Below are 25,568 nucleotides of genomic sequence, written 5' to 3'. Positions count from 1 at the left end.
GAGGACCCGCCACCTGGGACGAGAGGAAGATCACCCCGGTCGGCGCGGTCTTGGCGGGGTAGTCGGCACGCGGTACGGTCGGTCCGATATCGATGACGTCAAGACGGAAGCCGGTGGAAATCCGGCACGGTCGCGCCACTGTGAACGAGACGTCCCAGCCACGCTGGGCGCCGCGTGAGTCAGACCCGTAGGCGTCATCCTGTGCACCACCGAGATGGGACGCGAACTCCCGAGGAGGTCCTGCCATGGCGCAGACCGTCGCTCCGCCGACAGCCACCACTTCCGCTCTCCCCGCCAAGCTGCCGATCGGTGCGATCGTCCCCTGGGCGGTCTTCTTCGGCATCCTGATGCTGGTCCTGCTGTACTTCGTCGGCGCCGAACAGGGCGCCACCTCCGTCGTCTCCGGCGAGGACGTCCACGAGTGGGTGCACGACGCCCGCCACCTGCTCGGTTTCCCCTGCCACTGACGCGAGGGACAGCACTCACTCATGAACTCCGCAACGGTAAGAAACCTGCTCGTGCGCGGCATGCTCGCCGGCCTCGCGGCGGGTGTACTGGCCCTGGTCGTCGCCTACTTGCTCGGTGAGCCGACTGTCGACAGCGCCATCGGCTTCGAGGAGGCCCACTCGCACGCCCACGGGCACGAGGTCGAACTCGTCTCCCGCAGCCTCCAGTCCACCGCGGGCCTCGCCACCGGTGTCCTGGTCTACGGCGTCTCGTTCGGCGGCATCGCAGCGCTCGCCTACTGCTTCGCCCTCGGCCGCGTGGGCCGCTTCGGTCCCCGCGCGACCGCGCTCCTGCTGTCCGGGACCGCGCTCCTGGCCGTGTACGTCGTGCCGTTCCTGAAGTACCCGGCCAACCCGCCCTCGGTCGGCGACCCCGACACCATCGGCAAGCGGACCGCCCTGTACTTCCTGATGATGGTCCTCAGCGTGCTCCTCGCGGTGGGTGCCACCATCCTCGGCAAGCGCCTCGCCCCGAGTCTCGGCACCTGGTACGCCACCGTCACCGCGGTGGCCGCCTTCGCCGTCGTCATCGGCCTGGCCTACGAGTTCCTGCCCGTCATCAACGAGGTGCCCAAGGACTTCCCGGCCACCCTGCTGTGGCGGTTCAGGCTCTCCGCCCTCGCCATCCAGACCGTCCTGTGGGCCGGATTCGGCCTGGTCTTCGGCGAGTTGGCCGAGCGCATGCTCAACCCCAAGCCCGCGACGGTCGCCTCCGGGCGAACGGTTCCGACTGCGAGCTGAGTCGCCCGGCATGAAGGAGAGCCCCTCGGTACCGTCCGAGGGGCTCTCTCGCGTCAGGGCCGCGGAGACATGCCCGAGGCCGGTCTCACCGACTACCGGCTTCCTGCCGGACCGCCTCCGCCTCCGGACCGGGCTCGGCACCACGGCGCTCCTGGACCTGCGCGTAGGCCATGAGGCCGAACAGGACGACGAGCAGCACGGCCGACGAGCCGGCGGTGCCGAGGTCGAGTCCCCCCTTGGCGATCGGCTTGGTGAGGAAGTCACCGGCCGTCGCGCCGAGCGGGCGGGTGAGGACGAAGGCGATCCAGAACAGCAGGACGTTGGACACCGGCGGAACCTTCATCAGCGCGACGAGCACCGCGAGCAGCCCCGTGACGAGCAGTGCCCCGCCCAGGTAGCCGAGGCCGGAGCTGTCGGAGAGGAAGTCGCCCATCGACGTGCCGAGCGTGTTGGACACGAGGATCGCCGACCAGAACAGGGCCTCGCCGCGGAAGGTGACGATGTCCCGGATCTGGAAGGTCATCCCGCTCAGCTTCCAGGCGAGGAAGATCGCCAGGAGGAGCGAGATCAGGATGGCCGCGCCCTCGGGATAGCCCAGACCGAGGCCCTGCGGGCCCCAGCCGAGCGAGGTGGCGCCGCCCGAGAGGTACTTGGCGCTGGCGTCGCGGTTCATGAAGTCGGACATCGTGGTGCCGGCCATGCTGGTCGACAGGATCACGGTCCAGTAGAAGAACGGGTTGTACCGGCGGGACCTGAGCTGGACGACCAGCGTCACGACGAAGAGCAGGAACAGGATGATCGTGGTCACGAAGTAACCGAGCTTGAGGGTCTGGGCGAAGAGGTCACCCGCCGTCTCACCCAGGGTCGTCGCGGCGATCTTCATGATCCAGAACGCCAGAGTGACCTCGGGCAGCTTCTTCATCACGGATTTCGTCGTCAAAGGAGTTCTCCTGCGGCATGTGGGGGATTTGATCTCTGTCGAACCTTGACAAGGTCAACCTGAACGCGTCCTGAACGTGCGCGGCATACGTATTGACGTACTGCGCCCGTGCTGATCCCACTCTGGTTCTCGGCACCGTCTGCACCTCGCCCGATAGCAACGCCCGTCCGGCTCGAAGACCCGGCGGCGAGACGCCGGAGGGTCAAAGAGCAGGAGCACCGGAAGGTTTCCGGTGCTCCTGTGTACGGCGGCCGGGCGGCCCGTGTTCATGACGTGCGGTGCGGCCCGATGGGCAGGGCTGCTCGGGGACCGACGGGCGGGGCTGCTTCGGGGACCGTTCGCGCGGTCACCCGGCGCCGCGGCGGCCGGGGCCGGGCACCGGTGCGGTGCCCGGCCCGCGACTGCCGGTCCTGAGCGGTGGCCGGGCTCCGACCTGCCCCGCCACCGCCGTTCGTGTCAGCGGCCCTCGCCGCCGAATGCCTTCAGAATCCGTTCCGCCGCGAGCGTCGCCGTCAAGGCGCCCTCCCGTACCTGCCGTTCGAGGTCGGGAGCCATGGCCCGTACGGCCTGGTCGGAGCGCAGCCGGCCGAGGAGCTCGTCCCGGACCATGGTCCAGGTCCAGTCCACCTGCTGGTCACGGCGCTTGTCGGCGAGAGCGCCGGTCGAGTCGAGCAGCGTCCGGTGCTGTTCCAGACGGTCCCAGAGAGTGTCCAGGCCGGCCGACTCACGGGCGCTGCAACTCAGCACCGGCGGCGTCCAGACGGCGTCCTTGCCGTGCATCAGCCGCAGCGCGCCCGCCAGTTCACGTGCCGCCGACTGCGCGTCACGCTCGTGCGGGCCGTCCGCCTTGTTGACGGCGATCACGTCCGCCAGCTCCAGGACACCCTTCTTGATGCCCTGCAACTGGTCGCCGGTACGGGCCAGCGTCAACAGCAGGAAGGAGTCGACCATGTTCGCGACCGCGGTCTCGGACTGGCCGACGCCGACCGTCTCCACCAGTACCACGTCGTAGCCGGCCGCCTCCATCACCACGATCGACTCGCGGGTCGCCTTCGCCACCCCGCCGAGCGTGCCGGCGGTGGGGGAGGGGCGGATGAAGGCTGCCGGGTCCACGGCGAGGCGCTCCATACGGGTCTTGTCACCGAGGATCGAGCCGCCCGTACGGCTGGAGGACGGGTCGACGGCGAGCACCGCGACCCGGTGCCCGAGCGAGGTCAGCATCGTGCCGAACGCGTCGATGAAGGTCGACTTGCCCACGCCCGGCACCCCGCTGACGCCGATGCGCCGGGCCTTGCCGCTGTACGGCAGCAGTTCGGTCAGCAACTCCTGCGCCAGCGCACGGTGCTGGGGCCGGGTGGACTCGACGAGCGTGATGGCGCGGGCGACCAGCGCCCGCTTCCCGTCGAGCACACCCTTGACATAGGTGTCGAGTTCGATCACAGGTCGTGCCCGAGGTCGGCAGAGAGCCGCTGGACGAGGTCGTACGCCGCGTCCGGGATCACCGTCCCGGGCGGGAAGACCGCCGCCGCGCCCATCTCCAGCAGCGTCGGCACGTCCTGCGGCGGGATCACCCCGCCGACCACGATCATGATGTCCTCACGCCCCTCCGCCGCCAGCTCCTCGCGCAGCGCCGGTACGAGGGTGAGGTGTCCGGCGGCCAGCGACGAGACGCCCACGATGTGCACGTCCGCCTCGACCGCCTGCCGGGCCACCTCGCCCGGCGTCTGGAACAGCGGGCCGACGTCGACGTCGAAGCCGAGGTCGGCGAAGGCCGTCGCGATCACCTTCTGGCCGCGGTCGTGACCGTCCTGGCCCATCTTGGCGACCAGGATGCGCGGGCGCCGGCCCTCGGCCTCCTCGAACGCGTCCACCAGGGTGCGGGTGCGGTCCACGGACGGGGACTCCCCTGCCTCGTTGCGGTACACCCCGGAGATCGTACGGATCTGGCCCGCGTGCCGGCCGTACACCTTCTCCAGCGCGTCGGAGATCTCGCCGACGGTGGCCTTCGCGCGGGCCGCGCGCACCGCCAGCTCCAGCAGGTTGCCCTCACCGGCCGCCGCCCGCGTCAGGTCCTCCAGCGCCTCCTGGACCGCCTGGCTGTCACGCTCGGCCCGCAGCCGGCGCAGCTTCTCGATCTGCTGCGCGCGCACGGAGGAGTTGTCGACCTTGAGGACGTCGATCTGCTCGTCGGTCTCCACGCGGTACTTGTTGACGCCGATGACCGGCTGGCGGCCGGAGTCGATGCGGGCCTGGGTACGGGCCGCAGCCTCCTCGATCCGGAGCTTGGGGATGCCGGCGTCGATGGCCTGCGCCATGCCGCCCGCCGCCTCGACCTCCTCGATGTGCTGCCAGGCACGGCGCGCGAGGTCGTACGTCAGCTTCTCGATGTACGCGCTGCCGCCCCACGGGTCGATGACCCGGGTCGTACCGGACTCCTGCTGGATCAGCAGCTGCGTGTTGCGGGCGATCCGCGCGGAGAAGTCGGTGGGCAGGGCGAGCGCCTCGTCCAGGGCGTTGGTGTGCAGCGACTGGGTGTGCCCCTGGGTCGCGGCCATGGCCTCCACACACGTACGCGTGACGTTGTTGAACACGTCCTGCGCGGTCAGCGACCAGCCCGACGTCTGCGAATGGGTCCGCAGGGAGAGGGACTTGGAGTTCTTCGGGTCGAACTGGCGGACCATCTTGGCCCACAGCAGGCGCGCCGCCCGCATCTTGGCGATCTCCATGAAGAAGTTCATGCCGATCGCCCAGAAGAACGAGAGCCGCGGAGCGAACGCGTCCACGTCGAGGCCCGCCTCGCGGCCCGCCCGGATGTACTCCACGCCGTCCGCGAGGGTGTAGGCCAGCTCCAGGTCGGCCGTCGCGCCCGCCTCCTGGATGTGGTACCCGGAGATGGAGATGGAGTTGTAGCGCGGCATCCGCTGCGAGGTGTACGCGAAGATGTCGGAGATGATCCGCATCGACGGCTTCGGCGGGTAGATGTAGGTGTTGCGGACCATGAACTCCTTCAGAATGTCGTTCTGAATGGTTCCGGCCAGCTTCTCCGGCGGTACGCCCTGCTCCTCCGCCGCCACGATGTACAGCGCGAGGACCGGCAGCACGGCGCCGTTCATCGTCATCGACACGGTCATCTTGTCCAGCGGGATGCCGTCGAAGAGCTGGCGCATGTCGTAGATGGAGTCGATGGCCACGCCCGCCATGCCGACGTCGCCCGTCACCCGGGGATGGTCGCTGTCGTAACCGCGGTGCGTGGGCAGGTCGAAGGCGATCGACAGACCCTTCTGGCCCGCGGCGAGGTTGCGGCGGTAGAAGGCGTTGGACTCCTCGGCCGTGGAGAAGCCCGCGTACTGGCGGATCGTCCAGGGCTGGTTGACGTACATCGTCGGGTACGGACCGCGCAGGTACGGCGCCACGCCCGGGTAGGTCTCCAGGAAGTCCAGGCCCTCCACGTCACGGCCGGTGTACAGCGGCTTGACCGCGATGCCCTCCGGGGTCTCCCAGAACGTGTCACCGGCGCCCGTGGCCTTGCCCGCGGCGGCCTTCCACTCGTCGGCGCCGCCCTCGGCGGTGGGGGTCCCCAGGTCGATCCCGGAGAAGTCGGGGATTCCCATCAGGAGGACACTCCCATGCGGTCGAGGGTGGCGGTCAGGACGGCGACGGCGTCGCAGCCCGCGAAGACGTAGGAGTCGACCCCGGCGTGGTCCGCGGGGCGGCCGGCCAGGAAGACGTGCCGGGCACCGGCCGCGGCGAGGGCTTCGGCCGCGCTCGCCGCCTGCTCCTCGTACAGCGCGTCGCTCGAGCACAGGACCGCCTCGGTGGCGCCGCTGTCCTCGAACGAGCCCTGCGTGACCGGCTCGATGCCACCGGCCTGGAACAGGTTCGCCACGAAGGTGCTCCGCGCGGTGTGCGCGGCGGCGGGGCCGATCGTGGCCAGGTAGATCCGGGGACGGGCCCCGGTGGCGGCGAGATGCGCGTCGGAGCGGGCCCGCAGCGCCTCGTACGCCTCGTCGCGGCGCACCCGCGGCAGACCGCCGGACGGCGCCTCGGGAGCGGGCTCGCGCTCCACCGGGCGCTCCGCCAGATGCGGGAACTCGCTGACGCCGGTGATCGGTTCGCGCCGCTTGGCGAGCTTCGCCGAACGGGCCGCCCAGGTGTCCGCCAGGTCGCGCGCCAGTCGGCCCGAGCGCAGCACCGCGGCCTGGCCGCCGTCCCGCTCGATGCCCTGGAAGAACTCCCAGCCCGCGTGGGCGAGTTCGTCGGTCAGCTTCTCCACGTACCAGGAGCCGCCCGCCGGGTCGATCACCCGGGACAGGTGCGACTCCTCGATGAGGATCGTCGAGGTGTTGCGGGCGATGCGCCGCGCGAACGCGTCCGGCAGACCGAGAGCGTGGTCGAAGGGCAGGACGGTGACGGAGTCGGCGCCGCCCACACCGGCCGCGAGCGTCGCGATCGTCGCGCGGAGCATGTTCACCCACGGGTCGCGGCGCGACATCATCACCGGCGAGGTCACGGCGTGCTGCGTCTGCGCACCCGCGCCCGGCGCCCCGCACACCTCGGCGACCCGCGCCCACAGCCGGCGCGCCGCGCGAAGCTTGGCGATCGTCAGGAACTGGTCGGCGGTCGCCGCGTACCGGAACTCCAGCTGCGCGCAGGCCTGCTCGACGGACAGTCCGGCTTCGGTCAGCTCGCGCAGATAGGCGACACCGGTCGCCAGCGAGGCGCCCAGCTCCTGCGCGGCCGAGCCGCCGGCCTCGTGGTACGGGAGCGCGTCCACGGTCAGCGCCCGCAGCCCCGGGTACTCACCGGCGCACCGCAGAGCGAGCGGGACGACCGTCGCGAAGTCCATCGCGGTCCCCGTGCGGGCCTCGTGGCCGAGCGGGTCCGCGCCGAGGTTGCCGTGCACCGCATCCGCCGCGACGCCCCGCGCCGCGTACAGTCGCAGCAGCTCCCCGGCCGCCGCCTCGACGTCGGCTCCCGCGTCGAGGACGACGGGTGCCAGGTCGAGGTACACGCCGTCCAGGACCGCCGCGAGCGAGGGGAGCGGAATGCCGCCCTCGCCGACCGTGAGCCACAGCGAGGTGACGCCGTTCTCCAGGTCACCGAGGACCAGGGCGTTGTCCGCCGCCGTGTGCCGCTGCCGTACGTCCCAGCCGCCCGCGGTGTTGCCCTCGGGCCGGCTGCCCCGGACGAAGGGGGCGAAGCCGGGGAAACCGGCATCGGCGGCCGCGTCGCGCGCGGTGTAGAGGGGCCTGGTGGCGAGCCCGTCCTCGAGCGCGGTGGACAGCGCGCCTTCGGCTGCCGGGCCCGAGGCCTCCTTGCCCGATTTGCGCAGCACGCCTTCTACCAGGAGTTGCCACTGGTCATGGGTCGCGGAAGGGAACTCGGCGGCCAGCGCGAGCCCGTCGTTGGGCAGGACTGTCATGCTCGGATGCTAGGTCAGAGAGCTGCGACGACAGCAGAGGTCAGGCCTGTGACCTTGACCTCTCGGTAGCGGTGATCCAGATCTCTCTGCCAGGCTGAAGCGATGCGGATACCCAGGCAGGCAGCCAGAGTCGCGGTGCTGGACCCGGACGGCGCCGTCTTCATGTTCCGGTACGACAACGAGGAGGTCGGCGTCCACTGGGCGTTGCCCGGCGGGGGACTGGACCCGGGGGAGACCCCGCACCAGGCGGCGCTGCGCGAGGTGCGGGAGGAGACCGGCTGGACGGACATCGAACCCGGCGGCACGGCGCTGTGCTTCTGGGAACACGACTTCACCCGCGTCGGGGTTCCCGTGCGGCAGTACGAGCACATTTTCCTCGCGTACGGGCCGCACCGGGTACCGGGAGGTGAACTGGGCGCGTCCCAGGCGGCGGAAGGCATTCTCGGGGGCAGATGGTGGTCGCCGCACGACCTGTCCGCCCCGGCGGAGGCCCTGTGGCCGCCGCGCCTTCCGGAACTGCTGGACGCCGTACGGCGGGACGGCCCGCCCGCGACGCCCGTCGACCTCGGTTTCACTCCGCACGGAGGGCTCACGCCCTGAGCCGGGGACGGGCCCCCTACGGCGGGCACCCACCGTGCCGAGCCCGCTCCGGGCGCCCGCCGCGGTCAGTACACGTCGCGGACGTACCGCCTCTCGGCCGTGAGCTGCTTGAGGTACGCGGCGGCGCCGTCCGGGCTGTGGCCGCCGTGGGTGACGGCGATGTCCCGCAGGGCCTGGTCGACGTCCTTGGCCATGCGGGACGCGTCGCCGCACACGTAGAAGTGCGCGCCGTCCCGCAGCCAGGACCACAGCTGGGGACCGCGCTCGCGCATCCGGTCCTGGACGTAGACCTTGGCCCGCTGGTCGCGGGAGAAGGCCGTGTCGAGGCGGCTGAGGGTGCCGTCGGCGAGGAAGGCGTCCAGTTCGTCCTCGTAGTAGAAGTCGGTGGCCCGGTGCTGCTCGCCGAAGAACAGCCAGTTGGGCGCGTGGTGGCCGAGCGCGCGTCGCTCGTTCAGGAACCCGATGAAGGGCGCGATGCCGGTGCCCGGGCCCACCATCACCATGGGCGTGGCCGGGTCGGCCGGTGGCCGGAACCGGGGGGAGGGCTGGACGAAGACCGGTACCGGCGTGCCGAGGGGCGCGTCGGCGAGAAAGGGCGAGCAGACTCCCTGGCGCGGGCGCCCGCCGGGACTCTCGTAGCGGACGACGGAGACCGTCAGCGAGACGAGAGCGGGGTCGGTCAGCGGGCTGGAGGATATGGAGTACAGCCGGGGCTGCAGCGGCTTCAGCACCTCGGCCCACTCCTGGGCGTCGGCCCGGACCGGGTGCTCGGCGATGAGGTCGACCGCCTGACGGCCCCAGGACCACTGGGCCAGTTCGTCCTTGTTGTCGGGGCGCAGGAGCTTCTTCAGCACCCGGTCGTGGGTGCGTTCGGCGACGAAGCGCAGCAGCCCGGGAGTGATCCGGGTGATGTCCAGGTGCCGGTGCAGGGCGTCGTGCAAGGAGACCTCCCCGCTTCCGTCCAGGCGCACGGCGCTCTCCGGCGCGAGTCCGGTGGTGGCCAGCCATTCCGAGACGAGTCCGAGGGAGTTGACGGGGCGTACGCCGAGGGCGTCGCCGGCCTGGTAGACGAGCGGGGTCGCGCTGTCCCGGGTGTCGAAGGTGAAGCGCCGGACCTCCTTGCCCGCCCCGGGCAGGCTGAGCAGCTGGTTTCCGGCCAGGCGGGCGGTGACCGGGCCCGGCCTCTTCGGCGGGGCGGCCGACGGCGGCCCGGAGGGAGAAGGCGCCTCGGGCGTGGCTGTCGCCGGTCCGTCGGTCAGGGAGGCGAGGACCTGGTCGAGCCAGGCCGTGGCCGAGGGCCCGTAGTCGGGTTCGCAGTCCGTGCGCGGGGCGAGCTGTACGGCGCCCAGTTCACCGAGGCGCTGGTCGAGGCGGCGGCCGTGCCCGCAGAAGTCGTCGTAGGAGGAGTCGCCGAACGCGAGGACCGCGTAGCGCAGGCCGTCCAGGCGGGGCGTGTCGGGTGCGGCCAGGGCGTCCCAGAACCCGGAGCCGTTGTCGGGGGCGTCGCCGTCGCCGAAGGTGCTGGTGATCAGCAGGACGTCGGCGCCGGCGGGCAGTTGCCCCGGGTGGGTGTCGTCCATGCCGACCAGGGTGGCCTTGTGCCCCGTGGTGGTGAGCCGGTCGGCGGCGGCCGTGGCGAACTCCTCGGCGTTGCCGGTCTGCGATGCCCACAGGACGACGACCTCCCGGACGGGGCCGACGGGCGCCGGGGCCGGGGGCGGTGTTCCGGGCGTGGCCCGTGAGTACATGCCGGCGAGCACACCGTTCACCCACAGGGCGTGCTCGGGGCTGAAGGGCGCGCCCGGCGGCAGCACGGGCACCCCCGGAGCGCCGGGTTCGATGCCGGAGAGGAAACCGATCAGGTACTGGCGCTCGTGCTCGGCCAGGACCGGTGGCGGAGCGGGCTCGAGCCCGAAGACGCCCGTGGGACCCGCCGGACCCGCGGGCAGCGCGGCCGGCCCCCCGGGCGCGCCGGCCACCGCGACGGCGGACCCCGAACCGGACCCCGAGCCCGATCCGGCCCCCGTTCCGGCCATGGCCGGTGCCGTCACGGACACCGCGGTCGCCACCTTCGTCAGGGACACCGCGCAGACCTTGAACTCCGGCTGGAAGGACAGCGGGTCGACGGCATCACTGGTGACCGCGTTGACACTCAGGTACTCACCGAACAGGTCGTTCCAGTGGAAGGGCGCGAAACAGCAGCCCGGCCGCACCCGGTCGGTCACCACCGCGGGCAGCACCGCCCGGCCGCGCCGCGACGCGACCTCCACCGAGTCGCCGTCGGCGACCCCGAGCGCGGCGGCGTCGTCCGGGTGCAGTTCCACGAAGGGCCCGGGGTTGAGCTTGTTGAGCTTGGCGACCCTGCCCGTCTTGGTGAGGGTGTGCCACTGGTGCTGCACCCGGCCGGTGTTCAGGACGTACGGGTAGTCGTCGTCCGGCATCTCGGCGGGAGGCAGGTGCGGGCGGGCGTGGAACACCGCCCGCCCGCTCGCCGTGGGGAACACCGGCCCACCGCCGCGCTCGTCCACATAGCGGATCGGGTTGCGGTCGGGGCCGTCCTCGCGCGCGGACGGCCACTGCACCGGCGTGGAGCGCAGCCGGTCGTAGCTGACGCCCCGCAGGTCGTAGCCGGTCCTCGGGTTGTGGGCGCGCTTGATCTCCTCGAAGACCTCTTCCGCGCTGTCGTACGAGAAGCCCTGCTCGTAGCCCATCGCGCGGGCGACGGCGGCGATGATCCGCCAGTCCGCCGTCGCCTCCCCGGGCGGGTCCACCGCGGGCCGGGCGAGGGTCACGTTGCGCTCGCTGTTGACGAGCACGCCCTCGGTCTCGGTCCACAGCGCTCCCGGCAGGACGACGTCCGCGTACGCGTTGGTCTCCGTCTCGGCGAACACGTCCTGGGCGACGACGAACTCGGCCCGCTCCAGGCCCTCGATCACGGTCCTGCGGTTGGCCACGGAGGCGACCGGGTTCGTGCAGATGATCCAGCAGGCCTTGATGTCCCCGTCGGCCATCCTGCGGAACATCTCGACCGTGCCCTGACCGGACCCGTCCTCGCGCAGGGTGCCGGGGGCCAGCTCCCACAGGTCCTCGACGAAGGCCCGGTCCTCGTCGAGGAGAACCGACCGCTGGCCGGGCAGTCCCGGACCCATGTACCCCATCTCCCGGCCGCCCATGGCGTTGGGCTGGCCGGTCAGCGAGAAGGGGCCGCTGCCGGTCCGGCAGATCGCCCCGGTCGCCAGGTGCAGATTGACGAGCGCGTTGGTGTTCCAGGTGCCGTGCGTGGACTGGTTGAGGCCCATCGTCCAGCAGCTCATCCACTCCCCGGCCGCGCCGATGAGCCGGGCCGCCTCGCGCAGGTCGTCCTCCGGGACACCCGTGATGTCCGCGACCGTGGCGGGCGGGTAGTCGGCCAGGAACTCCGGCATCGCCTCCCAGCCCTCGGTGTGGGCGGCGATGAACGCGGGGTCGGTGTGCCCGTTCTCGTGCAGCAGGTGCAGCAGGCCGTTGAGGAGGGCCAGGTCCGTGCCGGGCCGGACCGGCAGGAACAGGTCCGCCTTGTCGGCGGTCGCGGTGCGCCGCGGGTCGACGACGATCAGCTTGGCGCCGCCCGACTTGACCCGGTCCATCATCCGCAGGAACAGGATGGGGTGGCAGTCGGCCATGTTGGAGCCGATCACGAGGAAGACGTCGGCGTGCTCGAAGTCCTGGTACGAGCCGGGCGGGCCGTCCGCGCCCAGCGACAGCTTGTAGCCGGTGCCCGCGCTGGCCATGCACAGCCGGGAGTTCGACTCGATCTGGTTGGTCCCGACGAATCCCTTGGCCAGCTTGTTCGCCAGGTACTGGGCCTCCAGGCTCATCTGCCCGGACACGTAGAACGCGAAGGCGTCCGGGCCGTGCTCGTCGATCACCGCCCGCAGCCGCCGGGCCGTCTCGGCGATCGCGGTGTCCAGCGGGGCGGGCTCGGCCTCCGCTCCCCGCTCGGTCCGCACGAGGGCCGAGGCCAGCCGCCCGGGGGCGGCGAGCATGTCGGCCGTGGTGGCGCCCTTGGTGCACAGGCGTCCGAAGTTGGCGGGGTGCGTCTTGTCGCCGGACGCCTTCAGGACCGTACGCCGTCCGTCGGGCCCCATACCGATGTCGAGGACCATCCCGCAGCCGACACCGCAGTACGAGCAGACCGTCCGCACCTGCTGGGTGGTCGTGGTCACGAGCGGCCCTCCGTGTGATCGGTACCTTTCCCCACCGACGCTACGAAGGCCCCATTACGCGGTTGTCACGCCGCTCGATCACCGGGGGTTACACGCTCCACACACCACCTCTCCGAGCCCTGTGAGGTGCGGCCGCCGGAGTGGCCTGCACCGATGGCGCGGATCGTACGGTCATCGCCGACCAGCGGGCCGCGTCCGACCGGCGCGAGCCTTCTTCGCCGGCGGCTTCCATGACGGGGCGTACACGCTGCACCACTGTGTCCCGTCGTGCGAGCGGGACATCCGCCGACGCCGGAAGAGACACCGCTTCCGTCTCAGTAGCCCAGGCTGGAGGTGGTGTACGCGCACTCCGTGTAGACGTAGCCCGGCGACAGTTTGGCCGTGTCGGAGGCGGGGGACTTCCCCGTGCTGGTCCGGGACTTGTGCACGAAGTAGGTGGTGCCGACGGGCAGGTGGATGGTCCGCTGCGGGTAGTGCTTGCCGCTGTTGCTGCACGGCTTGAAACCGATCCTCAGGGTTTCGCCGAGCGAGTACGAGGTGCACTTCCCGCAGCCCTTGAGGGTGAAGCTCCCGGTCACCGGCCCCGTGTACAGGACCGTGATGTCGTCGGGGCTGTCGTTCTTGACCGTGACGGCGATGCTGCCGCCCGAGGCCGTGGTCGGAAGACGCTTTCCGGCCGCGGGCACCGTCTGCGCGACCTCCGCGGCGATGGCGATCTTCTGGGCGCGCGCCCGGTTCTTGTGGTGCGGGTTGTTCTTGGCGAAGTCGTTCATGGTGGTGACGGCGTCACTGAACTTCTTGTCCTTGTACTGGTCGACACCGCAGGCGTACGCGCCCGAACGTGCGCTGCCCGAGGCCCGGTCGGCGTCCTTCCCGAGGGCGTCGGCCACCCCGGCCTGCTCCCCGGGCAGTCCGCGGACCTGGGTGTCGAGGCCGTCGAGCCGCTGCACCGCGGCACAGGGGTCGTCACCGCCCACGGACTTGACCGCCTTGTCGACCGCGCTCTTCACGGCGGGCTCGACCTTCCCGGCCTGCGCGGATCTGGGGAACGTCGACAGGAGCTCGCCGAACTGCGCGGTCCAGCCCTCGCTTCCCTCGCTCAGGGAGGCGGCCGCGCACGAGTAGAGCGACGTGGCCAGCCGGTCGTCGGGCCAGCCGGCGAGGTCTCCCAGCTCTTTCCTGTCGATCGTGCGCGGCACCGTACGCAGGTACTTCAAGGGCGCCACGGCCGAGCAGTAGTCCTTGCGCGCGTAGGGGGTGGCGACGGTCTCGTAGTAGGTCCTGAGCCGGTCGGGCACACGCCGGGCCGCGCGGGAGCCCGGGTGGTCGTCGCTGAGCGCGCCGTAGGCGGACAGGGCGCGGCGATAGCCGGCCTCGGCCGTCGTGAAGTCCTGCTTCCCGGACTTCACGACGAGTTCGTCGGCCCGGTCGAGCCGGTCGAGGAGCATCCGTTCCGTGGCCTCGTCGCGCGCTCCGTCGTAGAGCACGACCCCCGCGGCGGGCACGGCCAGCAGGACGACACCGAGCACGGCCGCGATCAGGGCGCTCGGCAGCCAGGCCAGCCGGGTCCGCAGGCCCACGGACGCGCCGTGCGCGGCGGCGAGTGCCAGGAAGACGAGGTACAGCACCACCGTGGTGCCGGGGACCCCGTCGGGGTCCGCGGGCAGGGCCACCAGGAGCAGGATCGCCGTCGCGACCCAGCACACGGCCATCAGCCCCCAGCGGCGCACGGCCGCGTAACCGAGCCCGAGCCCGCTGAGGTTCAGCAGCGCCACCGCGAGGGCCCGCCAGGGATGAGCGGGTGCGGGTGGCGGCGCGCTCGGCATCGGCGGAACGACGAAGCCGTCGCGAGCACCTTGTTGATCCCAGGACATGACGGTCCCCCCGTCGATCACGCCCGAAGCTGTTGAGTTGTCAGCGTACGGACAGTCAGCGCCCGGCAACAGAGCAGACGGCCGCGGACTGTGATCCACCTGCCGCACAGGACGACTTCTGCCCCTCACGCAACACGCGGGCGGCCGACGCGATCGGGCGCGTGGCGAACGCGCGTCGCGCCCACCTCCGTGACATCGCGCACCTCCATGACATGTGGTCCGGGCGGGGTCTTCGGTGCCGTCCTGACGGGTGGTTTCGTGACGGTGAGCCAGGGCCCGGCCATACCTCGGTTGCCGCTCGATGAGCGGGTCCGCACATGAATGCCGAGCCGCCGTGGGGCGTGTGTGTCTGTGGCGCCGCTCCACCTGACGGCCCTCGCTCTCTGGTGAGAGGCGCTCTCGCCGTGTAACGTCGCCGACAGATGTCGTGGTTCGCAGTACCTGCCCGCGCCGTGGTGCGGGCGTTTTGCTGTGCAGTGCCCGAGGACCAGGACGACTACCTCCGGGTTCGCGCGGTGCGGACCCGTCATCGAGTGAGAGGCACTGGCATGGCCAGCGGAACTGTCAAGTGGTTCAACGCCGAAAAGGGCTTCGGTTTCATCGCGCAGGACGGCGGCGGCCCCGACGTCTTCGCCCACTACTCCAACATCAACGCCACTGGCTTCCGTGAGCTCCAGGAAGGCCAGTCCGTGACGTTCGACATCACGCAGGGTCAGAAGGGCCCGCAGGCGGAGAACATCACCCCCGCCTGACCTTCGCGTCACGCCGGCACGGCGCCTCGACCCACCTGTGTGATCGAGGCGCCGTGCCGGACGGCGGACGGTGAAGTCCGCCGCGGCCCCAGGAGGGGCTTCCGCGCCGCGTGCTGACACGACGTCGGCACGCCACATGCGCCCCTGGCCGGGCACGCGCCGCTCTTCCGGCGTTACCGCGCCGATGGCTCCGACGACCGAGTGTCCGCCGTCCTCCCTCGTCGGTGTCCGAACTTTCTTGGCCTGAACTTTCTCGTGGAGCGCCGTGCCGAGGCGCCCGAGTCCTTCCGGTCCGCGGGATCCTGATATCCCCGTCGATTCCGCGGCCCGTGTTCCCTGTGGATTCCCCCGCCTGCCGCCGTTCTGACGACGTGTCCGCTTTCCGGGTCCGCGAGAACGGCCTGTCACACGGCCGTGCCGGACCGGAGGGGCGTTACTCACTTTCGGGTGACCGGCGCGCGGACTGCGGTGACGCGGCGGATGCCCGAGTGTGCCCAGGAGGCCACAGGCGCAAGGGAGTTGGTGACGACGAGCCCGTCACTCATCAGCTTTCAGCAGTTAAAGGGCTGATACATGCATCCGTAACCGACATGTCCGTAATTGGTAACAGCGGACGGGTGTCGCCCGTCCTGGGCGGGGATGTGCAGCAAGTTATGAGTCCTCGGCCACACCGGGCCGGGACTCGCACAGGGTCGCACCGTGCGGGCTCCCCGAAAGGGGTGTCCGCACGGGGTGTGCCGGCTCTCGAACCTTGAGGAGCTTTCATGTCCCCTTCCACGTCTGTCACTGCCCGCCGTCTGGCGGCCGCCGCCCTGGCGGCCGGCGCTCTGGTCGGCTCGGCCTCCGTGTCGGCCTCGGCCGCGGAGCCCCGCTTCGAGCGCACGCACGTCGCGATCAGCCGGGTCCAGGCCGACGCACCGGGCTTTGACGACCGCTCCGCCCGTTCCCTGAACGCGGAGTGGGTGGAAATCACCAACGAGGGTCGCCACGGCGTGAACCTGGACGGCTGGACGCTGTCGGACCGGGCGGGCAACCACTACACGTTCAACCACTACCGCCTGGCCGGCCGTTCCACCGTCCGCGTCCACACCGGCTTCGGCCGCGACACCAGCCGTGACCTGTACCAGGACCGCCGCAACGAGGTCTGGGACAACCGCTCCGACGCGGCCACCCTGCGCACCGAGCGCGGCCGCTACGTGGACAGCGTCTCCTGGGGCCGGCACCACGACCGTGACGGCCACTGGGGCCACGGCCGTGACGACCACCGTCGTGACGACCACCGTCGTGACGACCACCGTGGGCCCGGCGACCACCGTCGTGACGACCACCGTGGGCCCGGCGACCACCGTCGTGACGACCACCGTGGGCCCGGCGACCACCGCGCTCCCCTCGGCCACTGAACGGCCCCTGACGGCAAGCCTGTTCGGAGCCGGATGATGGCGGATGCCCGACCGAAGGCCGGGCACCGCCGAACCCCGTGATCACTCGGCTCACCGGACGGCCTCGCTGTGGAAGACCCGCACCGCACGGTGCGGGTCTTCCGCGCGTCTGCCCACGCGCCCGTTCGCCTGAACAGCCGGACGCCGGCGACGCCTTCGGTACGCGGGCCGGGGCCACGGCGCCCGTGAACCCCTCTCCCGCCCGGACGAGGCTCGCGCCCAGGGCCCACGACGTTTCAGCCGGCCCCCATCCCGGTGCCGCCCAGCAGCAGGGCCACGTCCACCGCGGCGACGACGACCGCCGTCGCGAACGCCAGCCGCTCCCGGCGGCGTCCGAGCACCGTCCCCGTCACCGCCACCAGGAAGACCAGGGCCAGCGCCGTCACCCCGCGCCGGCCTGGTGGTCCTGGAGGCCCGAGGGCCAGCAGCGCGGACGCGATCACCAGGGGCACCGGCAGCAGCAGCCGCACACGGTCGGGGCCCAGCCGCTGCGGCCACCCGCGGACACCCGTCGCCAGATCACCGCGGATGTCCGGAAGCACATCGCCCAGATGCGCCCCGATCCCCAGGAGCGCCCCGGCGGTGAGGACCCACCAGGCCGGCCATGGACGCCCGGGCAGCCCGAGCGTCACGAACGCGGGAAGCGCGGCGAACCCCAGCGCGTAGGGCACCCAGGACCAACGCGTGGCCTTGAGCCGCAGGTTGTACGCCCATCCCGCACCGACCGCCGCCAGGTGGACGGCACCGGCCCAGGGGCCGTTGAGGAGCGAGAGGGGCACGCACAGGGCCAGCGCCGTGCACGCGGCGGCCCACACCTGAACCGCCCCGACCGCTCCGTCCACGACGGGCTTGCCGTGGCGGCCCGTCGCGATGTCCCGTCCCGCGTCGAACGCGTCGTTGCACCAGCCGACGGACAACTGCCCCGTGAGCACGGCGGCCCAGGCCAGGACGCACCCCCCGGCCCCGCGGCCGGTGATCACGGCCAGCGCCGCCGTCAGGCTCGTGACGGCCACGACCGGCCCGGGATGGCACGACCGGACCAGACCGCCCGCCAGGCCGCTCCCACGCCCCGCGGGGTCACCGGCCGTCGCCTGCTCGGGAGTACCCACCCGGCGATGGTAGGAGGCGTCGTCCACGCGGTCCGGGCGCGCCACGGGACGAACGGCCGGACGGGCGATCCCTGGTGGCGGGGTGCCGGTCCGGGGAAGGCCTGTTGAGCAGCCCACCCCAGTCGGTTCGGACGGGAGCCCTATGACGCGGATCGCCGCCGTTCACGGAACCCTCGCGCCGCACCGCTACGACCAGTCCGAGATCACGGACATGGTGGCCCGCAGATGTCTGCCCGGCGGCGCCGACCGCCGCACGCTCGACCGGCTGCACCGCGCCGCGACGGTCCGCGCCCGCCACATGACACTGCCGCTCGAACAGTACGAGGCGCTGGACGGGTTCGGCGCCGCGAACGACGTCTTCGTCCAGGCCGCGACCGACATGGGCGCCAAGGTCGTCCGGGAGGCACTGCGCCTCGCCGGACTGTCCGCGGCCGACGTGGACCTGCTGGTCTTCACCTCCGTCACCGGCATCGCCGCGCCCTCCGTCGACGCCCGGGTCGCCGGCCGCCTCGGACTGCGGCCCGACGTCAGGCGCGTGCCGATGTTCGGCCTGGGCTGTGCCGGAGGAGCCGCGGGCCTGTCCCGTGTCCACGACTATCTGCTGGGCCGGCCCGACGAGGTCGCAGTGCTGCTGTCGGTGGAGCTGTGCTCGCTCACGTTCCAGCGCGACGACGCCTCCTTGGCCAACCTGGTCGCCACCGGCCTGTTCGGCGACGGCGCCGCCGCGGTGGTGGCCCGCGGATCCCGTCGTACGGGCGACACCACCGGTCCCGTGATCGTGGACACGCGCAGCCGACTGTATCCGGACACCAGCCGCATCCTGGGCTGGGACATCAAGGACTCGGGCTTCCAGGTCGTTCTGGACCCGGAGGTCCCCGACGTGGTGCGCCGTCATCTCGCCGATGACGTCCAGGAGTTCCTGGACGGCCACGGACTCAAGCCGAAGGACGTGAGCGCGTGGGTGTGCCACCCCGGCGGGCCCCAGATCCTGGACGCCGTCGGCGAAGCACTCGACCTGCCCGAAGAGGCACTCGAGGTGAGCCGGCGTCATCTGGCCGAGGTGGGCAACCTCTCCTCGTCGTCCGTGCTGCACGTACTGCGCGACACCCTGGCCACCCGCCGCCCGCCCGGCGGCACACCGGGTGTGCTGCTCGCGATGGGACCCGGCTTCGCCTGCGAACTGGTGCTGCTGCGCTGGTAGGCCGCCCGGCGCACGACATGGAACGGTGGGACACGGACACATGGACTGGTACGTAACTCTGGTGGCCGCCGTCGCCGTCGAACGGGCCGGTGAACTTCTCGTCGCCCGCCGCAACGAACGGTGGAGCCGGGCGCGCGGCGCCACCGAGACGGGCCGGGGCCACTACCCGGCCATGGTCGCCCTGCACACCGCCCTGCTGCTCGGCTGCCCGGCCGAGGTGTGGCTGGCCGACCGGCCCTTCCTCCCGGCACTGGGCTGGTCCATGCTGGCCGTGCTCGCGGGCGCCCAGGCGCTGCGCTGGTGGTGCATCACCACCCTGGGGCACCGCTGGAACACCCGGGTGATCGTCGTGCCCGGTCTGCCGCTGGTGGCCCGTGGCCCCTACCGGATGCTGCGCCATCCGAACTACGTGGCGGTCGTCGCGGAGGGAGTGGCCCTCCCGCTGGTGCACACCGCCTGGGTCACGGCGGTTCTGTTCACACTGGCCGACGCCGCCGTGCTCACCGTGCGCATCCGGTGCGAGAACCGGGCGCTGGCCGGCACGGTCTCCTCGCCCGGGTCCGTTCCGGCGTGATCGACGTCCTGGTGGCCGGTGGCGGCCCGGCCGGTCTGGCCGCCGCGATCCACAGCGCGCTGGCCGGTCTGGAGGCGGTGGTCGTCGAGCCGCGCACCGCACCGGTGGACAAGGCCTGCGGAGAAGGCGTCATGCCCAGCGGCGTCGCCGGGCTGCGGGCCCTCGGCGTCGAGGCCCGGGGGAGGGAACTGCGCGGAATCCGGTACGTGGACGGCACCGCCCGCGCCGAGGCGTCCTTCCGCGGCTCCCGCGGCCTGGGAATCCGCCGTACAGAGCTGCACCGCGCGCTGCACGAGCGCGCCCTCGGCCTCGGCGTACGGATCGTGCCGGGCAAGGTGGGGGAGGTGCGCCAGACCACCGGGACGGTCACCGCGGCGGGTCTCACGGCCCGCTGGCTGATCGCCGCCGACGGCCTGCACTCCGCCGTCCGCCGGAGCCTCGGGCTGGACCTGCCCGGGGGCACGCACCGGCGCTACGGACTGCGCCGCCACTACCGGGTCGCGCCCTGGACGGACTTCGTCGAGGTCCACTGGTCCGGCCACGGCGAGGTCTATGTGACACCGGTCGCCGACGACCTGGTCGGTGTCGCGGTCCTCAGCCGGCTGCGTCGCGGATACGACGAGCACCTGGGCGACTTCCCGGACCTCACCGCGGCCCTCCACGGGGCCGGGGCCACGGACGTGCGAGGCGCCGGGCCGCTGCTCCAGCGGGCGCGGCGCCGGGTCGCCGGGCGTGTCCTGCTCGTCGGTGACGCGGCGGGCTATGTCGACGCCCTCACCGGCGAGGGGATCGCGCTCGGCCTGGCGACGGCCGACGCGGCGGTCCGCTGTCTCGCGGCGGGGCGGGCGCGGGAGTACGAGCGGGCGTGGACCCTGCTGACCCGGCGGCACCGGCTGCTGACCGGAGCCCTGCTGACCGCGAGCCGCCGCCCCGCCACGGCCCGCCTGGTCGTCCCGACGGCGTCCAGGCTGCCCCCGGTGTTCACGGCGGCGGTGCGCGCACTGCAGTAGCGGAGGGGAAGGCCGTACGCGGTCACGGGTCCGGGCCGCCCGGTGCGGGAACGTCGTACGCGGCTTCGGGTCCGGTTCGAAGGGAACGGCCCTGGACCGGCGGGATCGGGGTACCCGGTTCTCGGTGATCGCCGGAGCGCGACGGAGTGCGCCGGCCGAGCCGGGCTGTCACCGTGGTGCTGGGTGTCATGGCGGCGGTCATGGCGCTGACCGGGAAGAAGCAGGCCGGCCGGGCGGCACGGCCCGAGCCCGAGCAGGCGATCGAGAACGTGAAGACCGATGCCGCCGAGATCAAGAGGAGTGCCCACCGATGAGCGAACCGTCCGACGACAAGCACACGACCACGAACCCGGACGAGATGCGCGAACAGGTCGAACGGACCCGCGCCGAGCTGGGGGAGACCGCCCAGGCACTGGCGGACAAGGCCGATGTGAAGGCACGCGCCAAGGACAAGGGCGCCGAGGTCAAGGAGAGGACCGTGGAAGTCGCCGAGCAGGCCAGGCAGAGGACGGTGGAGGCCGCCGGGCACGCCAAGGAGAAGACCGCCGAGGTGGCCGAGCAGGCCGCCGCCAAGGCGGCCGAGCTGAGGACCAGGGCGGCCCGGGCCGCCCACACGGTCCAGGACAAGGTGCCCGACCCGGTCAAGGACAGGGCGGCCCAGGCCGCGGACCAGGTGCGGGACAAGGCCGCGCAGGCGGGCGGTGTCTGGCAGGAGAAGGCACCCGAACCAGTGCGTCGGCAGACGGCCCAGGGCGTGCGGCTGGCCCGCGAGAACCGCATGCTGGTCCTGGCCGTCGCGGGCGCGGCCGTCGTCGTATGGCTGGTGCTCCGCCACCGGAAAGGGTGAACAGGCGCGCACGGCCGTAGGGACGTACTCCCGGGCCGACCGTGAGCCCGCCGGTCTCGGGGGTGCTCGGGGGTACGTACGGGCCACGCCCGGGAAGGGGACGCACCATGCCTGCGGGATCGGACGACAAGCATGAGCGGCAGTACGAGCACATCAAGCGGAGCGCACGGGAGCGCGGGGAGTCCGTGCGCCGCGCCAGGCCCGAGCCGGCGTCGCGGCGGGGCGGCGAGCGTTCGCACTCCGGGGCCCAGGGCACCAGCAGGGACCAGCGGTACGAAGAGGCCAGGAAGCGCGACGTCCGGGGACGCTCGTCCATGAGCGGGCAGCAGCCGAAGAACGCGCCGGGCCGCTGAGCGCCGTGCCGCCGGGAGAAGGGCCGCCGATGCGGAGCGGCAGAGGAAGCGACGGACGCGACGGACGCGACGAGTCGCCCGAGGAGCGGGCCGACCGCAAGTGGAGCGACCTGCTCCAGGAGATCCGTGTGGCCCAGACCGGCGTGCAGATCCTGTTCGGCTTCCTGCTGACCGTGGTGTTCCAGCCGTCCTACCGGCGGCTCTCCGACGCGGACCAGACGCTGTACGTGGTCACCGTCGTCCTCGGGGCGACGGCCATCGGGGCGCTGGTCGCCCCCGTCGCGTTCCACCGCGTCGTGACGGGCCGCTTCATCAAGCCGGAGGCCGTCGTGTGGGCATCCGGGCTGACCCTGCTCGGCCTGCTGCTCCTGCTGCTCACCATGGCCTCCTCCCTCCTGCTGGTGCTGCGCACGGCCACCCACGACGACTCGTACGTGCCCTGGATCGTCGCGGGTGTGGCCGGGCTGTACATCCTGTGGTGGTTCGTCGTCCCGGCGGCTCTGCGGATGCGCCTGGCTGGCCGCAGAGCCCACGCCCCCGACGTGGACGGCGGCGAAGCGGACCGGAACTGACTCCCCCGTCCGCGCCCGGGGGAGGGGCGGCCTTCCCGGCGGGCCGCGCGTCGTGCGGGTCCGCGTGGGACGTGCTGGTGTCAGCGGCTGCGGATGGCGCTGGTGGTGAAGAATCCGGTGGCGGCGGCGGCGACGAGAGCACAGACGGAAAACAGCATGGTTCGACGCACGGGACGTCCTCTCTGACTGGCGTTGAGTTGGCATCCTGCACAACGCCGCTCATGCCGCCGGGGGCTCGCCGCCGCCCCATACGCCACCCGCATGGACGCGATGCCGGGCCGCGTCGCCCGGATCGCCGGGGCGCGGCTCCGCCGTTCCGGGCACGCTCAGCGCACGCGTGCCACCGCCGCGTAGATGCCGCTGTCCTCCTGCGCCGGCGCAGGAGCCGACTGGAACCACTCCGTCGCCGTCACCAGACCGGGAGCGACGAGGTCGAGGCCGCCGAAGAAGCGCTCCACCTCGGCCCGGGTACGGAAGCCGAGCTGGATGCCGCCCTTCGCGTACTCGGCGGTCACCTGCGCGGAGAGCTCCGGGAAGATGTCGGAGGAGGCGTGCGACAGCACCAGGTAACTGCCCGAGGGCAGCGTCTCGACCAGGTTGCGCACGATGGAGTGGGCGTCCTGCTCGTCGGGTATGAAGTGCATCAACGCGATCAGCGACAGCGCGATCGGGCGGTTGAAGTCCAGCACGTGGCGGGCGTGCCGGACGATGTCCTGCGCCTGCCGCACATCGGCCTGGATGTAGTCGGTGACGCCCTCGGGCCGGCTGACCAGCAGCGCCTCGGCGTGACGCAGCACGATCGGGTCGTTGTCGGTGTAGACGACCTTCGCCGACGGCGTGATGCCCTGGACGATCTGGTGCAGGTTGGGCTGGGTGGGGATCCCGGTGCCGATGTCGAGGAACTGGTCGACGCCCTGCTCGGCGAGCCAGGCGGACGCCCGGTGCATGAACTCGCGGTTCTGCCGGGCCGCGTCCCGGGCCTCGGGCGGCAGCTTCTCCGCCACGGCCTCGTCGACCGGGTAGTTGTCCTTGCCGCCCAGCAGCCAGTCGTAGACCCGCGCGGGATGCGCCTTGCTGGTGTCGAGCGGCGGAAACGACTGTCGGTCGATCGTCATGCTAGCTCCCATCGCACCACGCGAACGCGGGCAGGCCAAATGTTCGATCATCCTACTCGGCACGGCCATGTGGTCCGCGTGGTAAGGGAGTTGAGGTGAGCGAAGCAGCCGATGAGGTGGTCCGGAACGCAACCGGAGAAAATCGGCGGCGGGACGAAGGGCGGGCTGATAGCTTCCTTTCGACCGTGACACCGCCCGAGGAGGTGAGACCCGTGAACGCTGTATCGACGTGGGTGCTCCCCCTTTCCGACACGGCCGGACGACCGACATAGGTGTCGCCGGGAGCGCCTCGACCACCAGGCACTCCCGAAGGGCAACACCTCATGCATTCTCTGCAGTTCACCCACCGGACGTCGTCGAACGGCATGACCGAGCGCGACTTCGTCGTGGCCGGGGTCCCCGGCGTCCTCTGGTCGCCGCCCTCCGGCGCCGACCGGGCGCCCCTGGTGCTGATGGGGCACGGCGGCGGCAACCACAAGAAGCATCCGGCCATGGCGGGCCGCGCACACCTCCTGGTGACCGGCTGCGGTTTCCACGTCGCCGTCATCGACGCCCCCGGTCACGGGGACCGGCCCCGCTCGGAGCACGACGAGCGGGAGATCGCCGCGCTGTACCGGGCGAGGGCGGCGGGTGAGCCGGAGGGCCCGATCGTCGTCCGCTACAACGACCATCTGGCGCACCTCGCCGTGCCCGAGTGGCGGGCGACCCTGGACGCGCTCCAGGAACTCCCGGAGATCGGCACGGACGGGCCGGTCGGCTACTTCGGCATCAACATGGGAACCGCCATCGGAGTCCCGCTCGTGGCCGCCGAACCCAGGATCACGGCCGCGGTGTTCGGCCAGCACTGGCCCGATGCCCTGGCCGCGAAGGCCAAGGAGATCACCGTCCCGGTCGAGTTCGCCATGCAGTGGGACGACGAGCACATCCCCCGCGAGGCCGCGCTCGCCCTGTTCGACGCCTTCGCCTCGAAGGAGAAGACCCTGCACGCCAACTCCGGACGGCACAAGGAACTGCCCCGGTTCGAGGCCGACAGCGCGGTCCGGTTCCTCGCCCGGCATCTGAGCCGCCCCGGCACCGGCACCCGGGCGTGAACAGCCTGAAGTGACGGGTCATCGGCGCCCGGCCGTCGGCCGGGCGCCGGTACCGGAGGTGTTGCGCGCCGCAGCCGTGCGGGCGAGGGTGCCTCCCGAGTCGGGTTTTGAACCGCGCTTTACACATCCACTGCAACCGCGGACCGGCGTCCGCAGTCCAAAAGAGATAGTGAGGCAGGCACGATTGTGAGCCGGGGTAAAAGTGAAGCGACGTAGCGGGATATCGATGGCACTCGTCATGACGGCGGTGCTGGCGGGCGCCAGCGCCTGTGGCGGGGGTACACCGAAGGCGAGTTCGGACGACTCGAAGGGCGGCGGGTCGAAGAAGCCGGCGGCCAGTGCGAAGCCGTCCCCGACGAAGCCCGCCGGGCCGCCGATGCTGTTGGAGACGATCACGCCGCAGACCGGTGCCACGGTCGGCGTCGCGATGCCGATCTCGGTGATCTTCACCAACCCGGTGGGGCAGAAGGCCCGCGCGGACATCGAGAAGCACATGAAGGTCACCAGCTCCCAGCCGATGACCGGCGCGTGGCACTGGTTCGGTGACCGGCGCGCCGACTGGCGGCCCAAGTCGTACTGGGCGGCCGGCACCAAGGTGAAGGTCACCGCCGACCTGAAGGGCGTCACCAACGGCAACGGCCGCTACGGCACGCGGTCCTACGTGCACGACTTCACCGTCGGCGACGACGTCCGCGCGGACGTGTCCGTCACCGGTCACACGATGAAGGTCACGAAGAACGGCGCGCCCGTACGGACCCTGTCGATCAACGCGGGAAGCGCCGAATACCCCACGTGGAACGGTGTGATGGCGGTGATCGACAAGGCGAAGACGGTCCACATGACCTCGTGCAGCGTCGGTATCAGCTGCACCAAGGGCGCCCCCAACTATTACGACCTGACCCTTCCCTGGGACGTCCACCTGACCCAGTCCGGGACGTACGTCCACTACTCGACCGGTGACCCGAACCCGGGCAGCGGCAGTGCCCGCGGCTCGCACGGCTGTGTCCACCTGTCGATGTCCGACGCCGAGTGGTTCTACAACCAGGTCAAGCAGGGCGACCCGGTGTCCGTCACCGGCTCCCCGCGCGCGAAGGCCCCGGCCGACAACGGCTACGCCTCGTTCAACCTGAGCTGGGACCAGTGGCTGGCGGGCAGCGCGAGCGGCGAGACCACCGCGGGCTGACCCGCGGCGGCGCACCGGGGCCGGGCCGGTCGGA

At 71.7% G+C, this 25,568-nt stretch carries 22 protein-coding genes and 1 riboswitch; of the genes, 14 read left to right on the top strand and 8 right to left on the bottom strand.

The features are described from left to right. Window positions 1–58: 58 nt before the first annotated feature. Window positions 59–205, top strand: a riboswitch (cobalamin riboswitch). A gap of 40 nt (window positions 206–245) precedes the next feature. Together ACH4S8_RS06680 and ACH4S8_RS06675 are read left to right on the top strand one after the other, a co-directional pair. After that, window positions 246–467, top strand: coding sequence for a CbtB-domain containing protein (locus ACH4S8_RS06680; RefSeq protein WP_398391539.1), 222 nt, complete (start codon window positions 246–248; stop codon window positions 465–467). Window positions 468–488: 21 nt separating this feature from the next. After that, a complete protein-coding gene (locus tag ACH4S8_RS06675) occupies window positions 489–1,247 on the top strand; it encodes a CbtA family protein (RefSeq protein WP_398391538.1) in 759 nt (252 codons plus the stop codon). 85 nt (window positions 1,248–1,332) lie between these two features. Here the strand turns inward: ACH4S8_RS06675 and ACH4S8_RS06670 are convergent, their stop codons facing one another. The 4 genes from ACH4S8_RS06670 to ACH4S8_RS06655 all read right to left on the bottom strand — a co-directional run bounded on the left by ACH4S8_RS06670 (window position 1,333) and on the right by ACH4S8_RS06655 (window position 7,609). After that, window positions 1,333–2,187 carry a hypothetical protein gene (locus tag ACH4S8_RS06670; protein ID WP_398391536.1) on the bottom strand — a complete coding sequence of 285 codons (855 nt, stop codon included), beginning with the start codon at window positions 2,185–2,187 and terminating at the stop codon, window positions 1,333–1,335. Window positions 2,188–2,643: 456 nt separating this feature from the next. Beyond that, entirely contained in the window at window positions 2,644–3,627 is a 984-nt protein-coding gene (gene meaB, locus ACH4S8_RS06665; RefSeq protein ID WP_398391534.1) for a methylmalonyl Co-A mutase-associated GTPase MeaB, read from the bottom strand. Further along, window positions 3,624–5,798 (bottom strand): methylmalonyl-CoA mutase, encoded by a 2,175-nt coding sequence (gene scpA, locus ACH4S8_RS06660; RefSeq protein ID WP_398391532.1) that lies wholly within the window; start codon window positions 5,796–5,798, stop codon window positions 3,624–3,626. Before scpA ends, meaB begins: the two co-directional genes overlap by 4 nt. After that, window positions 5,798–7,609, bottom strand: coding sequence for a methylmalonyl-CoA mutase family protein (locus tag ACH4S8_RS06655; protein ID WP_398391531.1), 1,812 nt, complete (start codon window positions 7,607–7,609; stop codon window positions 5,798–5,800). The genes scpA and ACH4S8_RS06655 overlap by 1 nt, the downstream gene beginning before the upstream one ends. A gap of 102 nt (window positions 7,610–7,711) precedes the next feature. Here ACH4S8_RS06655 and ACH4S8_RS06650 point away from each other — a divergent pair, with 102 nt between their 5' ends. Beyond that, on the top strand, window positions 7,712–8,209 hold the full coding sequence (locus tag ACH4S8_RS06650) for an NUDIX hydrolase (protein WP_398391530.1): 498 nt from the start codon (window positions 7,712–7,714) through the stop codon (window positions 8,207–8,209). A 65-nt stretch (window positions 8,210–8,274) separates the two neighbouring features. On the opposite strand, the gene ACH4S8_RS06645 is transcribed toward ACH4S8_RS06650, so the two are convergent. Together ACH4S8_RS06645 and ACH4S8_RS06640 are read right to left on the bottom strand one after the other, a co-directional pair. Beyond that, window positions 8,275–12,354: a molybdopterin-dependent oxidoreductase gene (locus tag ACH4S8_RS06645; protein WP_398391746.1), complete on the bottom strand. Its 4,080-nt coding sequence runs from the start codon at window positions 12,352–12,354 to the stop codon at window positions 8,275–8,277. A 374-nt stretch (window positions 12,355–12,728) separates the two neighbouring features. After that, a complete protein-coding gene (locus ACH4S8_RS06640) occupies window positions 12,729–14,288 on the bottom strand; it encodes a hypothetical protein (protein ID WP_398391529.1) in 1,560 nt (519 codons plus the stop codon). Window positions 14,289–14,836: 548 nt separating this feature from the next. Between ACH4S8_RS06640 and ACH4S8_RS06635 the strand changes: the two genes are divergently transcribed. Both ACH4S8_RS06635 and ACH4S8_RS06630 read left to right on the top strand, forming a co-directional pair. Continuing rightward, complete coding sequence (locus tag ACH4S8_RS06635) at window positions 14,837–15,040, top strand: cold-shock protein (protein WP_398391527.1); 204 nt, start codon at window positions 14,837–14,839, stop codon at window positions 15,038–15,040. Window positions 15,041–15,804: 764 nt separating this feature from the next. After that, on the top strand, window positions 15,805–16,440 hold the full coding sequence (locus tag ACH4S8_RS06630; protein WP_398391525.1) for a lamin tail domain-containing protein: 636 nt from the start codon (window positions 15,805–15,807) through the stop codon (window positions 16,438–16,440). 275 nt (window positions 16,441–16,715) lie between these two features. On the opposite strand, the gene ACH4S8_RS06625 is transcribed toward ACH4S8_RS06630, so the two are convergent. Further along, the gene (locus tag ACH4S8_RS06625) at window positions 16,716–17,588 is read right to left on the bottom strand and encodes a UbiA family prenyltransferase (protein WP_398391523.1); all 873 of its coding nucleotides are present in this window, start codon (window positions 17,586–17,588) and stop codon (window positions 16,716–16,718) included. A gap of 142 nt (window positions 17,589–17,730) precedes the next feature. Here ACH4S8_RS06625 and ACH4S8_RS06620 point away from each other — a divergent pair, with 142 nt between their 5' ends. The 7 genes from ACH4S8_RS06620 to ACH4S8_RS06590 all read left to right on the top strand — a co-directional run bounded on the left by ACH4S8_RS06620 (window position 17,731) and on the right by ACH4S8_RS06590 (window position 22,145). After that, window positions 17,731–18,789, top strand: a complete 1,059-nt coding sequence (locus ACH4S8_RS06620) for a type III polyketide synthase (protein ID WP_398391521.1) — start codon at window positions 17,731–17,733, stop codon at window positions 18,787–18,789. Window positions 18,790–18,829: 40 nt separating this feature from the next. Beyond that, entirely contained in the window at window positions 18,830–19,363 is a 534-nt protein-coding gene (locus ACH4S8_RS06615) for an isoprenylcysteine carboxyl methyltransferase family protein (RefSeq protein WP_398391519.1), read from the top strand. Then, a complete protein-coding gene (locus ACH4S8_RS06610; RefSeq protein WP_398391517.1) occupies window positions 19,360–20,373 on the top strand; it encodes an NAD(P)/FAD-dependent oxidoreductase in 1,014 nt (337 codons plus the stop codon). Before ACH4S8_RS06615 ends, ACH4S8_RS06610 begins: the two co-directional genes overlap by 4 nt. 146 nt (window positions 20,374–20,519) lie before the next feature. Then, entirely contained in the window at window positions 20,520–20,687 is a 168-nt protein-coding gene (locus tag ACH4S8_RS06605; RefSeq protein ID WP_398391516.1) for a phage holin family protein, read from the top strand. After that, the gene (locus ACH4S8_RS06600; RefSeq protein ID WP_398391514.1) at window positions 20,684–21,220 is read left to right on the top strand and encodes a DUF3618 domain-containing protein; all 537 of its coding nucleotides are present in this window, start codon (window positions 20,684–20,686) and stop codon (window positions 21,218–21,220) included. Before ACH4S8_RS06605 ends, ACH4S8_RS06600 begins: the two co-directional genes overlap by 4 nt. A gap of 107 nt (window positions 21,221–21,327) precedes the next feature. Further along, window positions 21,328–21,573 (top strand): plasmid stabilization protein, encoded by a 246-nt coding sequence (locus ACH4S8_RS06595; protein ID WP_398391512.1) that lies wholly within the window; start codon window positions 21,328–21,330, stop codon window positions 21,571–21,573. Window positions 21,574–21,602: 29 nt separating this feature from the next. Next, window positions 21,603–22,145 (top strand): DUF6328 family protein, encoded by a 543-nt coding sequence (locus ACH4S8_RS06590; protein ID WP_398391510.1) that lies wholly within the window; start codon window positions 21,603–21,605, stop codon window positions 22,143–22,145. Between the two features lie 326 nt (window positions 22,146–22,471). Here the strand turns inward: ACH4S8_RS06590 and ACH4S8_RS06585 are convergent, their stop codons facing one another. Beyond that, window positions 22,472–23,260: an SAM-dependent methyltransferase gene (locus ACH4S8_RS06585; protein WP_398391509.1), complete on the bottom strand. Its 789-nt coding sequence runs from the start codon at window positions 23,258–23,260 to the stop codon at window positions 22,472–22,474. A 323-nt stretch (window positions 23,261–23,583) separates the two neighbouring features. Between ACH4S8_RS06585 and ACH4S8_RS06580 the strand changes: the two genes are divergently transcribed. Together ACH4S8_RS06580 and ACH4S8_RS06575 are read left to right on the top strand one after the other, a co-directional pair. Next, window positions 23,584–24,351 carry an alpha/beta hydrolase gene (locus tag ACH4S8_RS06580; RefSeq protein ID WP_398391507.1) on the top strand — a complete coding sequence of 256 codons (768 nt, stop codon included), beginning with the start codon at window positions 23,584–23,586 and terminating at the stop codon, window positions 24,349–24,351. A gap of 226 nt (window positions 24,352–24,577) precedes the next feature. Then, window positions 24,578–25,534, top strand: coding sequence for an Ig-like domain-containing protein (locus ACH4S8_RS06575; RefSeq protein WP_398391505.1), 957 nt, complete (start codon window positions 24,578–24,580; stop codon window positions 25,532–25,534). Window positions 25,535–25,568: the final 34 nt, after the last annotated feature.

It is taken from the genome of Streptomyces sp. NPDC021080, from assembly GCF_044333225.1.
Lineage (GTDB): Bacteria > Actinomycetota > Actinomycetes > Streptomycetales > Streptomycetaceae > Streptomyces.
This window is presented reverse-complemented; position numbering and strand designations above follow the sequence as displayed.